16 protein-coding genes and 1 tRNA gene are annotated in these 15632 nt (G+C 36.3%); 11 read left to right on the plus strand and 6 right to left on the minus strand.

Annotated features, from left to right (window positions below; translation table 11 throughout):
* Nucleotides 1-23: 23 nt before the first annotated feature.
* The 3 genes from murA to PT603_RS06575 form a co-directional block, all read right to left on the minus strand.
* Entirely contained in the window at nucleotides 24-1334 is a 1311-nt protein-coding gene (gene murA / locus PT603_RS06565) for a UDP-N-acetylglucosamine 1-carboxyvinyltransferase (protein WP_008240718.1), read from the minus strand.
* A gap of 31 nt (nucleotides 1335-1365) precedes the next feature.
* A complete protein-coding gene (locus tag PT603_RS06570; RefSeq protein ID WP_008240719.1) occupies nucleotides 1366-2025 on the minus strand; it encodes a DUF4290 domain-containing protein in 660 nt (219 codons plus the stop codon).
* Nucleotides 2026-2099: 74 nt separating this feature from the next.
* Nucleotides 2100-2390 (minus strand): DUF493 family protein, encoded by a 291-nt coding sequence (locus PT603_RS06575; protein ID WP_008240721.1) that lies wholly within the window; start codon nucleotides 2388-2390, stop codon nucleotides 2100-2102.
* 145 nt (nucleotides 2391-2535) lie between these two features.
* Here PT603_RS06575 and PT603_RS06580 point away from each other — a divergent pair, with 145 nt between their 5' ends.
* The 5 genes from PT603_RS06580 (at nucleotide 2536) to PT603_RS06600 (ending at nucleotide 7073) form a co-directional block, all read left to right on the plus strand.
* Nucleotides 2536-3069, plus strand: coding sequence for an AAA family ATPase (locus PT603_RS06580; protein ID WP_008240724.1), 534 nt, complete (start codon nucleotides 2536-2538; stop codon nucleotides 3067-3069).
* Nucleotides 3070-3071: 2 nt separating this feature from the next.
* Nucleotides 3072-4973: a RecQ family ATP-dependent DNA helicase gene (locus PT603_RS06585; protein ID WP_008240726.1), complete on the plus strand. Its 1902-nt coding sequence runs from the start codon at nucleotides 3072-3074 to the stop codon at nucleotides 4971-4973.
* A 5-nt stretch (nucleotides 4974-4978) separates the two neighbouring features.
* Nucleotides 4979-5929 (plus strand): methionyl-tRNA formyltransferase, encoded by a 951-nt coding sequence (fmt, locus tag PT603_RS06590; RefSeq protein ID WP_008240728.1) that lies wholly within the window; start codon nucleotides 4979-4981, stop codon nucleotides 5927-5929.
* Between the two features lie 151 nt (nucleotides 5930-6080).
* Complete coding sequence (locus PT603_RS06595; protein ID WP_162097731.1) at nucleotides 6081-6386, plus strand: HU family DNA-binding protein; 306 nt, start codon at nucleotides 6081-6083, stop codon at nucleotides 6384-6386.
* Between the two features lie 126 nt (nucleotides 6387-6512).
* Nucleotides 6513-7073 (plus strand): YqgE/AlgH family protein, encoded by a 561-nt coding sequence (locus PT603_RS06600; protein WP_008240731.1) that lies wholly within the window; start codon nucleotides 6513-6515, stop codon nucleotides 7071-7073.
* Here the strand turns inward: PT603_RS06600 and PT603_RS06605 are convergent.
* Together PT603_RS06605 and PT603_RS06610 are read right to left on the minus strand one after the other, a co-directional pair.
* Nucleotides 7070-7912 (minus strand): aminotransferase class IV, encoded by an 843-nt coding sequence (locus PT603_RS06605; RefSeq protein WP_008240734.1) that lies wholly within the window; start codon nucleotides 7910-7912, stop codon nucleotides 7070-7072. The genes PT603_RS06600 and PT603_RS06605 overlap by 4 nt on opposite strands.
* A gap of 53 nt (nucleotides 7913-7965) precedes the next feature.
* Entirely contained in the window at nucleotides 7966-8349 is a 384-nt protein-coding gene (locus tag PT603_RS06610; RefSeq protein WP_008240737.1) for an START-like domain-containing protein, read from the minus strand.
* Between the two features lie 143 nt (nucleotides 8350-8492).
* Here PT603_RS06610 and PT603_RS06615 point away from each other — a divergent pair.
* The 4 genes from PT603_RS06615 to PT603_RS06630 all read left to right on the plus strand — a co-directional run bounded on the left by PT603_RS06615 (nucleotide 8493) and on the right by PT603_RS06630 (nucleotide 11556).
* Nucleotides 8493-8566, plus strand: a tRNA-Met gene (locus tag PT603_RS06615).
* A 488-nt stretch (nucleotides 8567-9054) separates the two neighbouring features.
* Complete coding sequence (locus PT603_RS06620; RefSeq protein WP_008240739.1) at nucleotides 9055-9837, plus strand: MlaE family ABC transporter permease; 783 nt, start codon at nucleotides 9055-9057, stop codon at nucleotides 9835-9837.
* Complete coding sequence (locus PT603_RS06625; protein WP_008240741.1) at nucleotides 9834-10583, plus strand: ABC transporter ATP-binding protein; 750 nt, start codon at nucleotides 9834-9836, stop codon at nucleotides 10581-10583. Before PT603_RS06620 ends, PT603_RS06625 begins: the two co-directional genes overlap by 4 nt.
* Nucleotides 10584-10587: 4 nt before the next feature.
* Nucleotides 10588-11556, plus strand: a complete 969-nt coding sequence (locus PT603_RS06630) for an MlaD family protein (protein WP_008240745.1) — start codon at nucleotides 10588-10590, stop codon at nucleotides 11554-11556.
* A gap of 71 nt (nucleotides 11557-11627) precedes the next feature.
* Here the strand turns inward: PT603_RS06630 and glyA are convergent, their stop codons facing one another.
* On the minus strand, nucleotides 11628-12905 hold the full coding sequence (gene glyA / locus PT603_RS06635) for a serine hydroxymethyltransferase (protein ID WP_008240747.1): 1278 nt from the start codon (nucleotides 12903-12905) through the stop codon (nucleotides 11628-11630).
* Nucleotides 12906-13018: 113 nt separating this feature from the next.
* Here glyA and fahA point away from each other — a divergent pair, with 113 nt between their 5' ends.
* Nucleotides 13019-14308 carry a fumarylacetoacetase gene (gene fahA / locus PT603_RS06640; protein ID WP_008240749.1) on the plus strand — a complete coding sequence of 430 codons (1290 nt, stop codon included), beginning with the start codon at nucleotides 13019-13021 and terminating at the stop codon, nucleotides 14306-14308.
* Nucleotides 14309-14444: 136 nt separating this feature from the next.
* Nucleotides 14445-15629 carry a hypothetical protein gene (locus tag PT603_RS06645; protein ID WP_008240751.1) on the plus strand — a complete coding sequence of 395 codons (1185 nt, stop codon included), beginning with the start codon at nucleotides 14445-14447 and terminating at the stop codon, nucleotides 15627-15629.
* Nucleotides 15630-15632 lie beyond the last annotated feature (3 nt).

Raw genomic sequence — 15632 nt, forward strand, 5'->3', positions numbered from 1 at the left:
TTTTTATCCCTTAATTTATCTATTTAATCTACTCGAATAATTTTAGCGCCAATAGCTCTTAAGCGCTCATCTATATTTTCGTATCCTCTATCTATCTGTTCAATATTATGGATAGTTGATGTGCCCTTAGCGGATAAAGCCGCTATAAGTAATGATATTCCAGCCCTAATATCAGGAGAAGTCATCACAGTAGCCTTTAACTGAGAAGTAAAATTATGCCCAATAACTGTAGCACGATGTGGATCACACAAAATGATTTTCGCCCCCATATCAATTAACTTATCTACAAAAAACAAACGGCTCTCGAACATTTTCTGGTGTACTAACACTTCCCCTTTGGCCTGGGTTGCAACCACAAGAATTATACTTAATAAATCCGGAGTAAATCCTGGCCAAGGAGCATCTGAAATGGTAAGAATCGAACCGTCTATATAGTTTTGAATTTCATACCCATCAGTATGTGCAGGAATGTAGATATCATCCCCTTTACGTTCAAGTGTTATTCCTAACTTTTTAAAGACATTAGGAATTTGACCCAAATGTTCCCAACCAACATTTTTAATAGTCAGCTCGCTTTGAGTCATTGCTGCCAATCCAATCCAACTACCTATTTCTATCATATCCGGAAGCATGGTATGCTCACAACCTCCCAAACTATCTACGCCTTCTATAGTTAGTAAGTTAGAGCCAATACCACTGATTTTTGCACCCATTCTATTAAGCATATTACAAAGCTGCTGCAGATAAGGCTCACAGGCGGCATTATAAATAGTTGTTATTCCCTGGGCCAGCACAGCTGCCATTACAATATTGGCAGTTCCCGTTACAGAAGCTTCATCAAGAAGCATATAAGCACCTTTTAGACGCTTCGCCTCTACTCCATAAAAATACTCCTCTTTGTTATAGCGAAAAGTAGCTCCAAGGTTGATAAATCCTTCGAAGTGAGTATCCAAACGACGACGTCCAATCTTATCGCCACCAGGCTTCGGAATATATCCCTTACCAAAACGAGCCAACAACGGACCTACAATCATAATAGATCCTCTAAGCCCTTTTCCTTCATCCTTAAACTGACTAGATTCTAAATATGAAAGGTTAACTTCATCCGCTTGAAATGTATAGGAACCTTTACCGTTTTTCTTAATTTTTACACCTAGATTACCCAATAGGACGATCAGTTTATTGACATCTACAATATCAGGTATATTATGAATTGTCACTTTTTCGCCCGTTAGTAATACGGCACATAATATTTGTAAGGCTTCATTCTTTGCTCCTTGAGGAGTTATCTCCCCTTTAAGCTGATGGCCTCCTTCTATTTTAAACGTTCCCATGAAAAGTTTTCAGAATTTTTTGTGTATCGCTTTATTTAGATTGCTTCCGTTGGTATTTTTGATGCCCCTTGGATTTCTTTTTATTGGCATTATTTTTATTGTAGTGAGGTTGCTTGTTATTTACGCGCATTAAATCACTGGTCTGGGCTAAATTTTCTTCAAAATTTTCCATCTGAATTCTTCCTCCACTTAACTCAAACAAATGCTGTAAGATAACCTCATCTTCCACGGTATCTTTGTTCCAGGTAAGGAAACTTTTTTTCATATGGTTGGCAATGGTATACTTCAAGGCCGTTTTTAAATCTCCTTCTTCCCAACTATTACACACATCTATCATGCGCTTGATATTGTTCCCATAAAATCGGTATTTAGGGAAATTCTGAGGATAATTTAGTGGATCAGGTCTCGCCTCCAAGGCTTCTCTTGAAGGTTTGGGATAAGGAGAATCAACATCCAATTCAAAATTGGAGATGATAAATAATTGATCCCATAATTTATGTTGAAAATCAGGCACATCTCGTAAGTGAGGATTGAGATTTCCCATAACGGTTATAATGGCTTGCGCCACTTTATTACGTTCTTCGCGATCTTGAATCTGCACAGTATCCTCAATCATCTTCTGAATATGGCGCCCATATTCTGGAATGACCAAGCGTTTACGTTCGGTATTGTATTCTAAATGCTCTACCACAATTGTGTTTTTTTTGTTTTGTGAAGTTGCTATATTGCGTATGCAAAATAGTAAAAAAAAGGTTGCTTCCCTACTTATAACGAAACAATTCCTTCTATGGTACTCACCTCTTTATAGATTTTAATAACTTCATCAGGATTCTTCAGACGAAGATTCACCGAAAAACTTATATAATTCCCAGAGGAAGATTTTTTTGTAGTAATTGCAGCCCCCTTATTATCAAAGACCTTTTGCAATTGTTGAATACGTTCTTCAACATTAGGAATTATGAATTTATACAAATACTCTGATGGCCACAAAGTACTGTTGGTCAACTTTTCTTTTAAACTTGCATAAAATTCTTCCTCGTCTCTGTGATGATTCATATTCTAAAAAAATAGTAATTTTAAAGGTACAAAGATACGGTTTAAGTTTAAATAATTAAGTGCTTACTGCTTCCTGCCTACTCATGGCAAGCTTTTTTTGTACTGCAACTGCTATTCCGTATTTTTGCTGGCTATTTATATTTCTATGAGTCATCGTAAAATAGTTATAACAGGCGGTCCCAGCACCGGAAAAACTTCGGTTATTGATTCTCTTACAGAATTGGGGTATGTTTGTTTTCCTGAGATATCAAGGCAAGTGACGCTAGAAGCTCGCAAATTAGGCATTGAACAATTATTCTTGGAAGACCCTATTCTTTTCAGTGAAAAATTACTAGAAGGGCGTATCAAACAATATATCGAGGCTGAGAAACATTCAAACCACTTGGTTTTCTTAGACAGGGGAATCCCAGATGTTATTGCTTACATGGATTACATTGGTGACTCCTATCCAGCGCATTTCAGCAAGGCTTGTCAGCAGAATTCCTATGATACCGTTTTTTTACTTCCCCCTTGGCAGGCTATTTACACCTCGGATAGTGAGCGCTATGAAAGTTTTGAGCAAGCCATTGCCATTCATGACCATCTCGAAAACACCTATAGACGATTTGGATATAACCTAGTTGAAGTCCCAACAGGTACTGTAGAAGATCGAGTGTCATTTATTATCAAGCATTTGTAAGAATGAAGACTCCCCTTGACATATTACGTACATATTGGCAATACCCTGCCTTTAGAGGGGAGCAAGAAAATATTATAGAGGCTGTATTAAACGGAAAAGATACTATAGCCATATTGCCCACAGGTGGTGGTAAGTCACTGTGCTACCAAGTACCCGCCATGGCACGTGAAGGAATATGTGTGGTAATTTCACCTTTAATAGCCCTAATTAAAGACCAAGTAGATGACTTAAAAACTAAAGGTATAAAAGCGCTAAATCTTGCTGGGGGACTTTCCTATTATGACTTAGACACTGCGTTAGATAATGGCATCTATGGAAATTACAAATTCATCTACCTTTCACCTGAGAGACTTCAACAAGAGCTTGTACAGGAACGTCTAAAGCAAATGCCAGTAAACCTTATTGCTATTGACGAAGCACATTGTATTTCGCAATGGGGAAATGACTTCCGACCTGCCTATAGAAACTGTAAAATATTAAAAGAATGGTTTCCAAATGTTCCACTCATTGCTCTTACTGCAACCGCCACTAGAAAAGTAGTAGCGGATATTGAGGATAACCTGCAGATGAAGGATCCCTTTAAAACTTCAACCTCATTAAACAGAGCCAATTTAGCCTATATGGTTTTCCAAGTGGAAGACAAACAGATCCATTTAGAAAAAATTCTCACTAAAAACCCTGAATCCTCTATAGTTTATGTCCGAAGTAGAAATGCTACAGAACAACTTACCAACTATTTACAATCAAAAGGATTTACAGCTACCTTCTTTCATGGAGGACTTTCTACCGAAGAAAAGAACACTCGTTTAAAACAATGGTTATCTGAAAAAGTACAAGTAATGGTTGCGACCAATGCATTTGGCATGGGTATCAACAAACCTAATGTACGAACCGTTATACACTTTTCCATACCTGAAAGTATAGAAAATTACTTTCAGGAAGCTGGACGGGCAGGACGTGACGGTGCAAAATCTTATGCTGTTTTATTCACACAAGAGGATGAAAAAAAACATCTTAAAACACAGTTTTTAAACACCACGCCTTCGGTAAGTTTTATCAAAGTTCTCTATCGAAAACTAACTAACTACTTTCAAATATCGTATGGTGAAGGTGAAGGTCAAAGCTTTTCATTCCATTTTCCAACCTTTTGTAGCACCTACCAATTTAGTGCACTTATGGCATACAACGCATTAAAAACACTTGATCGTCATTCAATACTCGCATTCTCAGAACATTTTCATCGCAAGGCAACTATCCAATGTCTTGTGTCCAGTCAACAATTATTTGTCTACCTTGATAACAATCCCAGGATGCAATCTATGGTACAAACAATATTACGTACCTATGCCGGTGTTTTTGACAACCCTACCCCTATTAATATAGAATTGATTGCCACTAAATCAAGGCTAGAGGAATCCTATATTTTTAGACTCCTTGAACAACTCGAAAAGGATGCCATCATACAGTATCAAGGCGAAAGTACAGATGCTGAAATCACATTTCTCACACCACGTGAGGATGACAAGACAATAAACATGATTGCCAAAAGTATTGAAACCCAAAATCTCCAAAAAGAACATCAAATGGAGGCTATGCTTCAATACCTAAATAATGAAAATGAATGTCGTAGCAAGCTACTACTCACCTATTTTGGTCAAACCGAAAATTCGGATTGTGGAATATGTTCAACTTGTATTCAAAAAAAGCAAACACTTCCCTCTACTATACAAACAATCATAACCGAGGATATTATTAGACACCTCAAAAAACAGCAAATACAAGCAAACAAATTAATTGAACTCCTCCCTTATAAGGAAGACCACATTATACAGGTAGTGCAGCACTTACTACACCAGCAAAAAATAAGTCTTACTGATAAAAATTATTATACATTAAACATATAAATACCATGTCCAAAAAATTGCGAATTGTATTTATGGGTACTCCCCATTTTGCCTTAGAAATTGTAAAATCAATTATTACCAACAATCATGAAGTTGTGGGTGTGGTGACTGTACCAGACAAACCAGCAGGAAGAGGACAAAAAGTTCAGGAATCCCCCGTTAAAACTTTCGCTGTTGAACAGGGACTAACTCTTTTACAGCCTACCAACCTAAAAGACGAAACTTTCCTTTCTGAATTACAAGCATTGAATGCCGATGTCTTTGTTGTGGTCGCCTTTCGAATGCTGCCCAAGGCCGTATGGAGCATGCCTTCTAAAGGGACCTTTAACCTTCATGCTTCCCTTTTACCACAATACAGAGGAGCCGCTCCTATTAACTGGGCCATAATTAACAAGGAAAAAGAAACCGGAGTTACTACATTCTTTATTGATGAACACATTGACACAGGAGCAATGATTCTTCAAGAATCACTACCCATTACAGCTGAGGAAACTGCTGGAAGCCTTCACGATAAATTAATGCACTTGGGGGCCAAAGTAGTAGAAGACACTTTACACCTTATTAGCGAAGAAAAAGTAGAAACTACAATTCAACCTCAGCATGAAGAACTGCGGACAGCCCATAAAATACACAAAGACACCTGTCATGTTCAGTGGAATGCTACTGTAGAAGACATTGATGCCCTTATTCGTGGTATGAGTCCTTACCCGACAGCATGGACCAATGTTTCCCAAGGAGGCAATACATTTAATATGAAAATATATGAAGCAACACCGCTTAGAGAAGAACATTCACTTATTCCCGGTTCTATTTTGCAATTCAAAAAAGAAGTCCGAATTGCTGCAAATGATGGTTTTATAATTTTAAAAGAAATCCAACTTCCAGGAAAACGAAAAATGAACATTAAAGATGTTTTAAATGGATTTGAGTTCCAATCGGACGCAAAAGCTCTGTAAAGCCTTATGTTTACTGACTTTATTAAAAAATACCGATAAACGGTAAAGTTTATTAACAATGGCTCAAAGTTATTAACAAAAACCTCGATTTCCCTTGATTTTACTTGCATGGTAAGAATATCCGTATAAATTTGTGTAGCTTTTAAAACAAATGTTTAACCAAACAATTCTAAATTTTAAACTTATGAACAAAACAGAATTAATCGATGCAATGGCTGCTGATGCCGGCATCACAAAAGCTGCCGCAAAAAAAGCATTAGAGTCTTTCTTAGACAATGTTGGACAATCATTGAAAAAAGGTAATAGAGTATCATTAGTAGGATTTGGTTCTTGGGCTGTATCTGAAAGATCTGCAAGAGAAGGTAGAAACCCACAAACTGGAAAGACTATCAAAATTGCTGCTAAAAAGGTTGTTAAGTTTAAGGCTGGAGCTGAGCTTTCTAACGCTGTAAACTAATCTCCACCATAGAAAAGTATTAAAGATGTCTCCCCTAAAAAGGAGACATTTTTTATTCACATTTTTACAAATAAAAATTTTTTTTTAATTCAAAAAATGTTAAATTTAACATAAAATCCCTCATTTATGGTAGCTCTAAAACCCCAGAAAGGACATTTGCTAATTGCCGAACCATCTATTATTGGAGACGTTTCCTTTAATAGGTCCGTTGTGCTATTAGCAGATCATTCCCAGGAGGGTTCTATTGGATTTATCCTAAACAAACCGCTACAATTTCGTTTGAACGAATTGGTTCCAGAAATATCAAAACCATTTAAGGTTTATAATGGAGGCCCTGTAGAACAGGATAATCTCTATTTTATTCATCGTGTACCCGAATTAATTCCGGATAGCATTGAGATTTCTAATGGTATATACTGGGGAGGCGATTTTAATGTAGCACTACAACAAATCAATAAAGACACCATAAAAGAAAAAGACATTAAATTCTTCCTTGGTTATTCAGGGTGGCAAGCAAGTCAACTTGAGGATGAACTATCTGTAAACTCTTGGGTTGTAACAGAAAATTGCTACAAAAGTAATCTCATCAAAAAGAGTGCTCTTTCATTCTGGAAAGAAAAAATGCTGGAACTAGGTGGGGATTACATGTTATGGTCTAACGCACCAGAGAATCCCAATTTCAATTAAGACAAACGTGCAATAGCATTTAATTTACCTACCAATTGTTGGGCTACCTGACTCGAAAACTCCTTTTTTCTATATTTTGTAATAGGCCTGATTCCAATTATAGTATTTGTCATAAACAACTCATCCGCCTTCTGAAGTTCAAATGGAGAAATAGGAGTTTCCTCCAATGTCAAGCCTTCAGTCTTTTCGATGATTTTAATGAGCTCCTTCCGAATAATGCCGTTCATACAACCTTCTGAAAGTGGTGGAGTTTTAATTACAGAACCATTCACTAAGAATAAGTTTCCATTAAGAGCTTCAACCACATTTTTATGATTATTTAGTAGTAAGCAATTATCCAACTCATTTTCATGAGCAAAAATACTTCCTACCACATGCAAAGCTTTATTATTAGTCTTTATAGTGGATAATAGATCAGCATTAACATAAAAATCTTTAAATAAATCTACCTCATAAGAATTCTGAGAAAGTGTATAAAATGGAGAACTTAAAGCAGTAGCCTCGATTAAATAACTTACTTCATTAGTTAAAGGTAAATAAAGACCTCCTTCATTTCGAAAAACAGTAAGACGTACCCTGGCAGGTTGGTCGGCAAGTTCATTAGCATCCAACACCTTTTGAATTTCCTCTTGCAAAAACTCTAAAGTAAAATTCATAGGAATTTCCATACGCATAATACGCATACTAGCCATCAGTCTAAGGTAATGTGGTTCCCAAAACAACAGCCTCCCATTTACCGATTTAAGTGTTTCAAAAACACCATCTCCAAACTTAAATGCTCTATTGTTACTGGTTAATACTTCCGTCTCTTGTGCTAGGTTACCATTGAGATTAATCATAAAAAAAGCCTTGAAAAATTCAAGGCAAAGATACTTTTTATCATGGTAATAAACTACAAAGAACCTAAAACATGTTTAAGATCTGAGATTTGATTTTCCCATAGCATTTTAGCTTCATCAACCTCGTCCTCTTCTGTAAAATCAGTTATAATAAGAGAAACGTCTTTGGTTATTTCATCAACTACAATTCGCATTTCGAAAAATGTATCATCTTCGGCTTCTATCCAGCGAAATTTCACCAATTCATCTCCCTTTTTACGTAACAGCTTGGCTTGTTCTTCAGCATCATCCCATATGAATGTATATACCTCTCCACGAGAATTGACATTATCAGCAAACCATTCTGAAAGACCTGAAGGTGTTGAAATATATTGATATAGCAATTGAGGGGAAGATTGGAATGTAAATTCCATTTCGTATTTTACTTTATTGTGCATAGCTTGTTTATTTCTGTTGAACAATATAGGACTTAATTAATAGCAAAGAAAGAAAAGAATTAAAAATATTTTTTTTGCCATAAGGTTTGCGGTATATAAATTTAGTTCTATATTTGCAGCCGCAATCAGGAATTGCGAGTCTTGGCGAGGTAGCTCAGTCGGTTAGAGCGCAGGATTCATAACCCTGAGGTCACGGGTTCAACTCCCGTCTTCGCTACAAAACCCTTGTTTTTTGACAAGGGTTTTTTCTTTTAAAGATAGCAAATACATTAGCTGTTTTTAAGTGAATTTTTAATAGTATCACTAGCATCTGCATTGTATTAAAGAGATAATCGTACTTCCCTGAAATTCAACACTAGTTCTCATAAATTAATCACTTTAATCGCTTAAACTAGTTTTTTTGAAGTTTTCCTTTTTATATCTATCTTTGGTTATTAGAAAACACGTTTGATATTCTTAGCGGTGTAGATTTGGCTTTCATTTAAGTCCCTCCCGTCTGTTGAACGTGTTTTTTTTATTTTTATACCTTCATACTATTAGCATTGTAATTAAAAACCAAAGTCCATTGTCTTATAAACACAAGACATCGATATTAATCATCTTTTTGTATTAATTACACTTCAATTTCCTGATGAAAAGCTATTAAAATCAGCAGATTAATCTTAACTTTGAGAAGCACAACCAACTGCCAAAGGCGCTCATCCTATGCTGTATTTTTCCAAAATTGTGTACTCTTTAAGGTCCTTTTTTCACGAGGTGGGTGAACTCAGCTACTTTTCATGGCGCTATTTAAAAGAAATTAGAAAACCTCCCTTTGAGTTTAATGAATTTTTGAAACAATGCTACCATTTAGGTAACCGATCTTTTCTTTTAGTTGGTATAACCGGATTCATCATAGGGCTTGTTTTCACTTTGCAATCAAGGCCAACCTTAGAAGATTTTGGAGCAGTAGCTTGGATGCCTTCCATGGTAAGCATTTCAATTATTCGAGAAATTGGCCCTATTATTACTGCATTGATATGTGCCGGACGAATTGGCTCAGGAATAGGAGCAGAATTAGGCTCTATGCGAGTTACCGAACAAATTGACGCCATGGAAGTTTCTGGAACCAATCCATTCAAATATTTAGTGGTAACACGTATTAGTGCAGCGACCCTTATGTTGCCTCTACTAATTATCCTAGGCGATGCCATTGCAATTTACGCCTCCTATTTAGTTGAAAATATTAAGGGGAATGTGTCATTTCAATTATATTACAATCAGGTTTTTGATGCATTGGAGTTTGGAGATTTATTACCAGCTACTCTAAAATCTTTCTTTTTTGGTTTTGCCATTGGTCTTGTGGGCTGTTACAAAGGATACTATTGTAAAAAAGGGACGGCTGGTGTTGGATTGGCAGCTAACTCAGCGGTGGTAATAGCTTCTATGTGCATTTTTATCATTGATTTTGTAGCCGTATTACTAACGGATATTTTTTATGATTTATGAGCATTAACCACCAACATAAAGTCATACACATTGAAAACCTTTATAAAAAGTTTGGAGACAACCATGTATTAAATGGTTTTAACATGGACCTATATGAAGGTGAAAATCTTGTCATTATGGGTAAATCGGGTTCAGGTAAATCAGTAATGATAAAATGCCTTGTAGGACTAGAAACACCTGATAGTGGCAGTATAGAAGTAATGGGTAGAAATATGATACATATAGGTCGTGAAGAGCTCAATCAAATTAGGACTGATATTGGTTTTCTTTTCCAAGGAAGCGCTCTATATGATTCCATGTCAGTGAGAGAAAATCTAGAATTTCCGTTACGACGTCACCTAAAGAAATTTGAAGGCATAACCGACACTACCCCTCTTGTTGAAGAAGCACTTACCAATGTAGGACTATTACACACCATTGACCTAATGCCTGAGGAACTTTCAGGTGGAATGAAAAGAAGAGTTGCGCTAGCCAGAACCCTCATACTTCGGCCTAAAATAATTCTTTATGATGAGCCTACCACGGGTCTTGATCCGATAACATCTAAAGAAATAATAGATTTAATGAAATCCATTCAAAACACATACAATACTTCTTCTTTAATTATAACACATGATGTTGATTGCGCTCGTGTTATTGCCAACAGAATGATTCTACTGGTAGATGGAATTAATTATGCCCAAGGAAGTTTCCAAGAACTTTCTTCTTCCAATGATCCAAAAATAAAAGCCTTCTTTAAAACATAAAGGTATGAAAAAAACAAGCGCACAAAAAGTACAACTTGGCATCTTAGTATCGGCAGCACTTCTTATTTTCATCGTTGCTGTTTATCTTATAGGAAACCGTCAGAATCTTTTCCAAAAAAGTGTTCCTATAACTGCCGTTTTTAGTAATGTTAATGGATTAATGCCCGGCAACAATGTACGCTATTCAGGTATCAATGTGGGAACGGTTCGCTCATTGGAAATGATAAATGATACAGTCATTAAGATCCACATGGCAATTGACGAAAAAATTATACATCATATTAAAAAGGATGCCATTGCTACCATTGGATCTGATGGACTTGTAGGAAACATGATAGTCAATATCATTCCAGGTAAAGGTCCTTCTGTATCCGTTCAGGCCAATGACAATATCAAATCCTATAGCAAGATACGTACAGAAGATATTCTCAGCACCTTAAGTGTTACCAATGAAAATGCAGCAATCCTAACAGCTGATCTATTAAAAATCACAAAAGAAATTACTCAAGGACATGGTACAGTAGGAATGCTTATCAATGACACTACCATGGCGAATGATCTTAAAGAGACACTCAGTAATCTTAAAATGGCCAGTGAACGTACCAACCATTCTGTTGCCTCATTACAAGAATTACTCCATTCTTTACAACAGGAAAACAATGTAATAAGCCTTATAAATAGTCCTGAAACATCTCAAAAAATTGAACAGATAATTGATCGAATCCATCACTCTAGTGGAGATATTGATAGTGTTATTACAAACCTTAACAGCACCATTTTAAATATAAAAGAAGGTGATGGACTTTTAAACTATTTAGCCAACAACCCCGATCTAGTCCAAGAGGTTGATTCTACCATGAAAAATGTCCATATAGCCAGTGAACGCTTAAATGAGAACTTAGAGGCTTTAAGACATAATTTCTTTTTTAGAAGGTATTTCAAGAAAAAAGAAAAGGAGGCAAAAAAACAGTAAACCAAGCTTTATTAATTTAATCCATAAAAAAATCCGGCCATTAGCCGGATCTTTTATTAGATCAAAATATACTATTCGTAAGCAAATAAAGGACGCTCACTCATCATTTCATTTACTTTGACAGAAATACCCTCAAGTACGTCATCGTTTTGGAAATTAACCAGCGCCTCGTCAATTAGAGCAACTATGGTTTCCATATCATTTTCTTTTAATCCACGCGTAGTGATGGCTGGGGTTCCTATACGGATACCACTGGTTACGAATGGGCTCTTATCATCAAAAGGAACCATGTTTTTATTCACCGTAATATCTGCTTTACCAAGGGCCTCTTCAGCCTGCTTTCCAGTTATGTCCTTATTACGAAGATCAATAAGCATCATGTGATTATCCGTTCCACCTGATATAATATTATAACCGCGCTTTACAAACGCCTGAGCCATAGCTGCAGCGTTATGCTTAACTTGAAGCATATATTCTAAAAACTCATCTGTTAAGGCTTCACCAAAAGCAATTGCTTTAGCTGCTATAATATGCTCTAATGGTCCTCCTTGGTTTCCTGGGAAAACCGCACTATCCAATAGAGAAGACATCATACGTACATCTCCTTTAGGAGTTTTTAAACCAAATGGGTTTTCAAAATCTTTCCCCATTAGGATCATACCTCCACGAGGCCCGCGCAACGTTTTATGTGTTGTAGTGGTAACCACATGACAATGTGGAATTGGATCACTCAATATTCCTTTAGCAATAAGACCTGCCGGATGTGAAACATCGGCTAGTAATAACGCACCTACACTATCCGCAATCTCTCTAAATCTTTTGAAATCGATATCTCTCGAATACGCAGAAGCACCAGCAATAATCATTTGTGGCTTTTCCTTTTCTGCTATTTCTTGGATTTTATCATAATTAAGTACCCCTGTTTCTTTTTCTACACCGTAGAATACTGGATTGTAAAGTTTTCCAGAAAAGTTAACAGGAGATCCATGAGTTAAATGTCCACCGTGAGATAGATCAAAACCTAGTATCTTATCTCCTGGCTTTAAGCAAGCGGCAAATACAGCTGTATTTGCTTGCGAACCACTATGAGGCTGAACATTCGCATAAACAGCTCCAAAAAGTGTTTTAGCACGATCTATCGCAATATTTTCAACTTCGTCTACAATTTCACAACCACCATAGTAACGCTTACCAGGATACCCTTCGGCGTACTTATTGGTTAATACCGATCCAGCAGCTTCCATCACTTGACTACTCACAAAATTTTCAGACGCAATTAGCTCTAAACCATGTAGTTGTCTTTCTTTTTCAGCTTCAATTAATTCAAAAATTTGTTCGTCGCGTTGCATTTTTTCAAGGTTTCGTTAAATAAAAGTCAAAAATAATAATTACATTCATTATCCTATTAGGAAAATGATATATTTGAACAGGTTTTATTAAAAAAACAATTAATATTCTTATTATGCCAGATATCACCAATGATCCCCTAAGAAAGTCATGGATAGATGTACCGGAAAACTCTGATTTTCCGATTCAGAACATTCCTTTTGGGGTATTTTTAACTCGTGAAGATATTATCACCATTGGAACCCGTATAGGAGACACTGCTATAGATCTTGGCGCTATGCACCAATTAGGTTATTTTGACGGGATTCCTTTAACCGATGATATTTTTTTACAAGATAGCTTAAACGATTTTATTTCTGATGGCAAGAAAACATGGCGTTTAGTACGTAATCGCATAGGCGATATATTTGACAGTACAAACCCAGTCCTTCGCGATAATGAAAATCATCGAAACATTATCCTTTTTTCACTTGATGAAATCGAAATGCAACTACCTGTGCAAATAGGTGATTACACAGACTTTTATTCAAGTAAAGAACATGCCACCAATGTCGGCAAAATGTTTCGTGACCCAGATAACGCTTTATTACCAAACTGGTTGCATATACCGGTAGGTTACCATGGAAGAAGTTCAACGATAGTACCAAGTGGAGTGGCTGTAAGACGTCCTAATGGTCAAACACTACCCGTAGGAGAAACTCAACCTGTTTTTGGCCCTTCTCAGCGAGTAGATTTTGAATTAGAAACTGCCTTTATAACCACCGATGCCAATTTAATGGGAGAGCCTATTCCAATTGAAGAAGCCGAGGACTATATTTTTGGAATGGTCCTATTTAATGATTGGAGTGCCCGTGATATACAAAAATGGGAGTATGTTCCACTAGGTCCGTTCTTAGCTAAAAATTTCGCTTCCTCGATTTCTCCTTGGATAGTAACCATGGATGCATTGGAGCCTTTTAGAGTGAAAGGTCCAAAACAAGATCCCCAACCACTACCCTATTTACAACAAGAAGGTGCACACGCATTCGATATAAATCTAGAAGTTTCCATTCAACCGGAAAATACTGAGGAAACACTGGTAAGCACTTCCAATTTTAAATATATGTATTGGTCAATGGCACAACAATTGGCGCATCATACAGTTAATGGATGCCGTGTTAATTCAGGTGATATGATGGGAAGTGGTACTATTTCAGGACCAACAGAGGATAGTTATGGATCCATGATGGAACTTACATGGGGTGGAAAAAATCCTATCAAAATGAAGGATGGTACCGAACGAAAATTCATTAACGACAATGACACGGTTATTATGCGTGGATATTGTCAAAATGACGAAATAAGAATTGGATTTGGAGAAGTGTCAAGTAAACTTTTACCTGCATTTGATAGCAGTCAAAAGTAATATTATCCAAATCTTTACGATTAAATAACATTGTTATATATATTACTAGCAAACCTCGTAGGCGACCTACGAGGTTTTTTATATTTTTGGCACTGTAATTGTTTTGGGGCAATTAAACCACCTAAACAGATGTAATATGAAAAGACTTTTACTTATCTCCTCGGCCTTGCTAGTTTTTGCTTGTGGCGGAGTAAAAAAAACTCAGGAAGCACTTAATACCGGTAATTATGAAAGTGCCATTACTCGGGCGATCGAAGAACTTCGTAGTAACAAATCAAAAAAAGGAAATCAGCCTTATGTATATTTGTTAGAGGAGGCTTTTGCCAAAGCAACAGAACGTGATTTGGATCAAATAAATTTTTTAAAGAAAGATGGCAATCCTGCACATTTGGAAGAGATTTACCAATTATACCAAAATCTACAATCTCGCCAAGAACGCATTAAACCATTACTTCCATTACCTCTTATTGACGAAAATAGAAATGCTGTTTTTAAACTAAAAGATTATTCTACAGAAACTCTGAAAGTAAAAAACAATTTATCTGAATATCTTTATAATAATGCGTCTACCTTATTGACAAAAGCGCGCAATAAGCATGACTATAGAGCTGCTTACGACGACTTCCAATATTTACAGAAAATCACCCCAAATTATAAAGATGTAACAACCAAAATTGATCAAGCTCATAAAAAAGGTATTGACTATGTAGTGGTATCTTTATTTAATGATACGGATAAAGTAATTCCACAACGGTTAGAAGCTGATTTATTAAACTTTAATACCTATGGTATAAATGACCTTTGGACCGTATATCATAGTAATCCGCAAAAGAACATGAAATATGATTATGCCATGGAACTAGCCTTCAAAGAAATAATCATATCACCTGAACAAGTACGTGAGAGACAACTAATCAAGGAAAAACAAATCAAGGACGGGCAAAAGGACTTATTGGATAAAAATGGTAATGTAGTAAAGGATAGTCTGGGTAAACCAATTAAAGTGGATAATTTCAAGACCATAAAAGCGAGTGTTTATGAGTTTACACAATTTAAGAATGTGACCCTAACTGGTGCTGTCTCTTTTACGGATTTACAAAGTAAACAAATCATCAACTCCTACCCTTTAGGCAGTGAATTCGTTTTTGAACATATGTACGCTACAGCATCTGGGGATCGCCGTGCATTAGACGATATTTTTCTGGATGCCATTAATCGTAGGCAAGTACCTTTCCCTAGTAATGAACAAATGATCTACGACGCAGGAGAAGATATTAAAGCAAAACTCAAAGCCATCATCTCTAGACATCGTTTCAATTAAGAT

It is taken from the genome of Imtechella halotolerans (genome assembly GCF_028743515.2).
Lineage (GTDB): Bacteria > Bacteroidota > Bacteroidia > Flavobacteriales > Flavobacteriaceae > Imtechella > Imtechella halotolerans.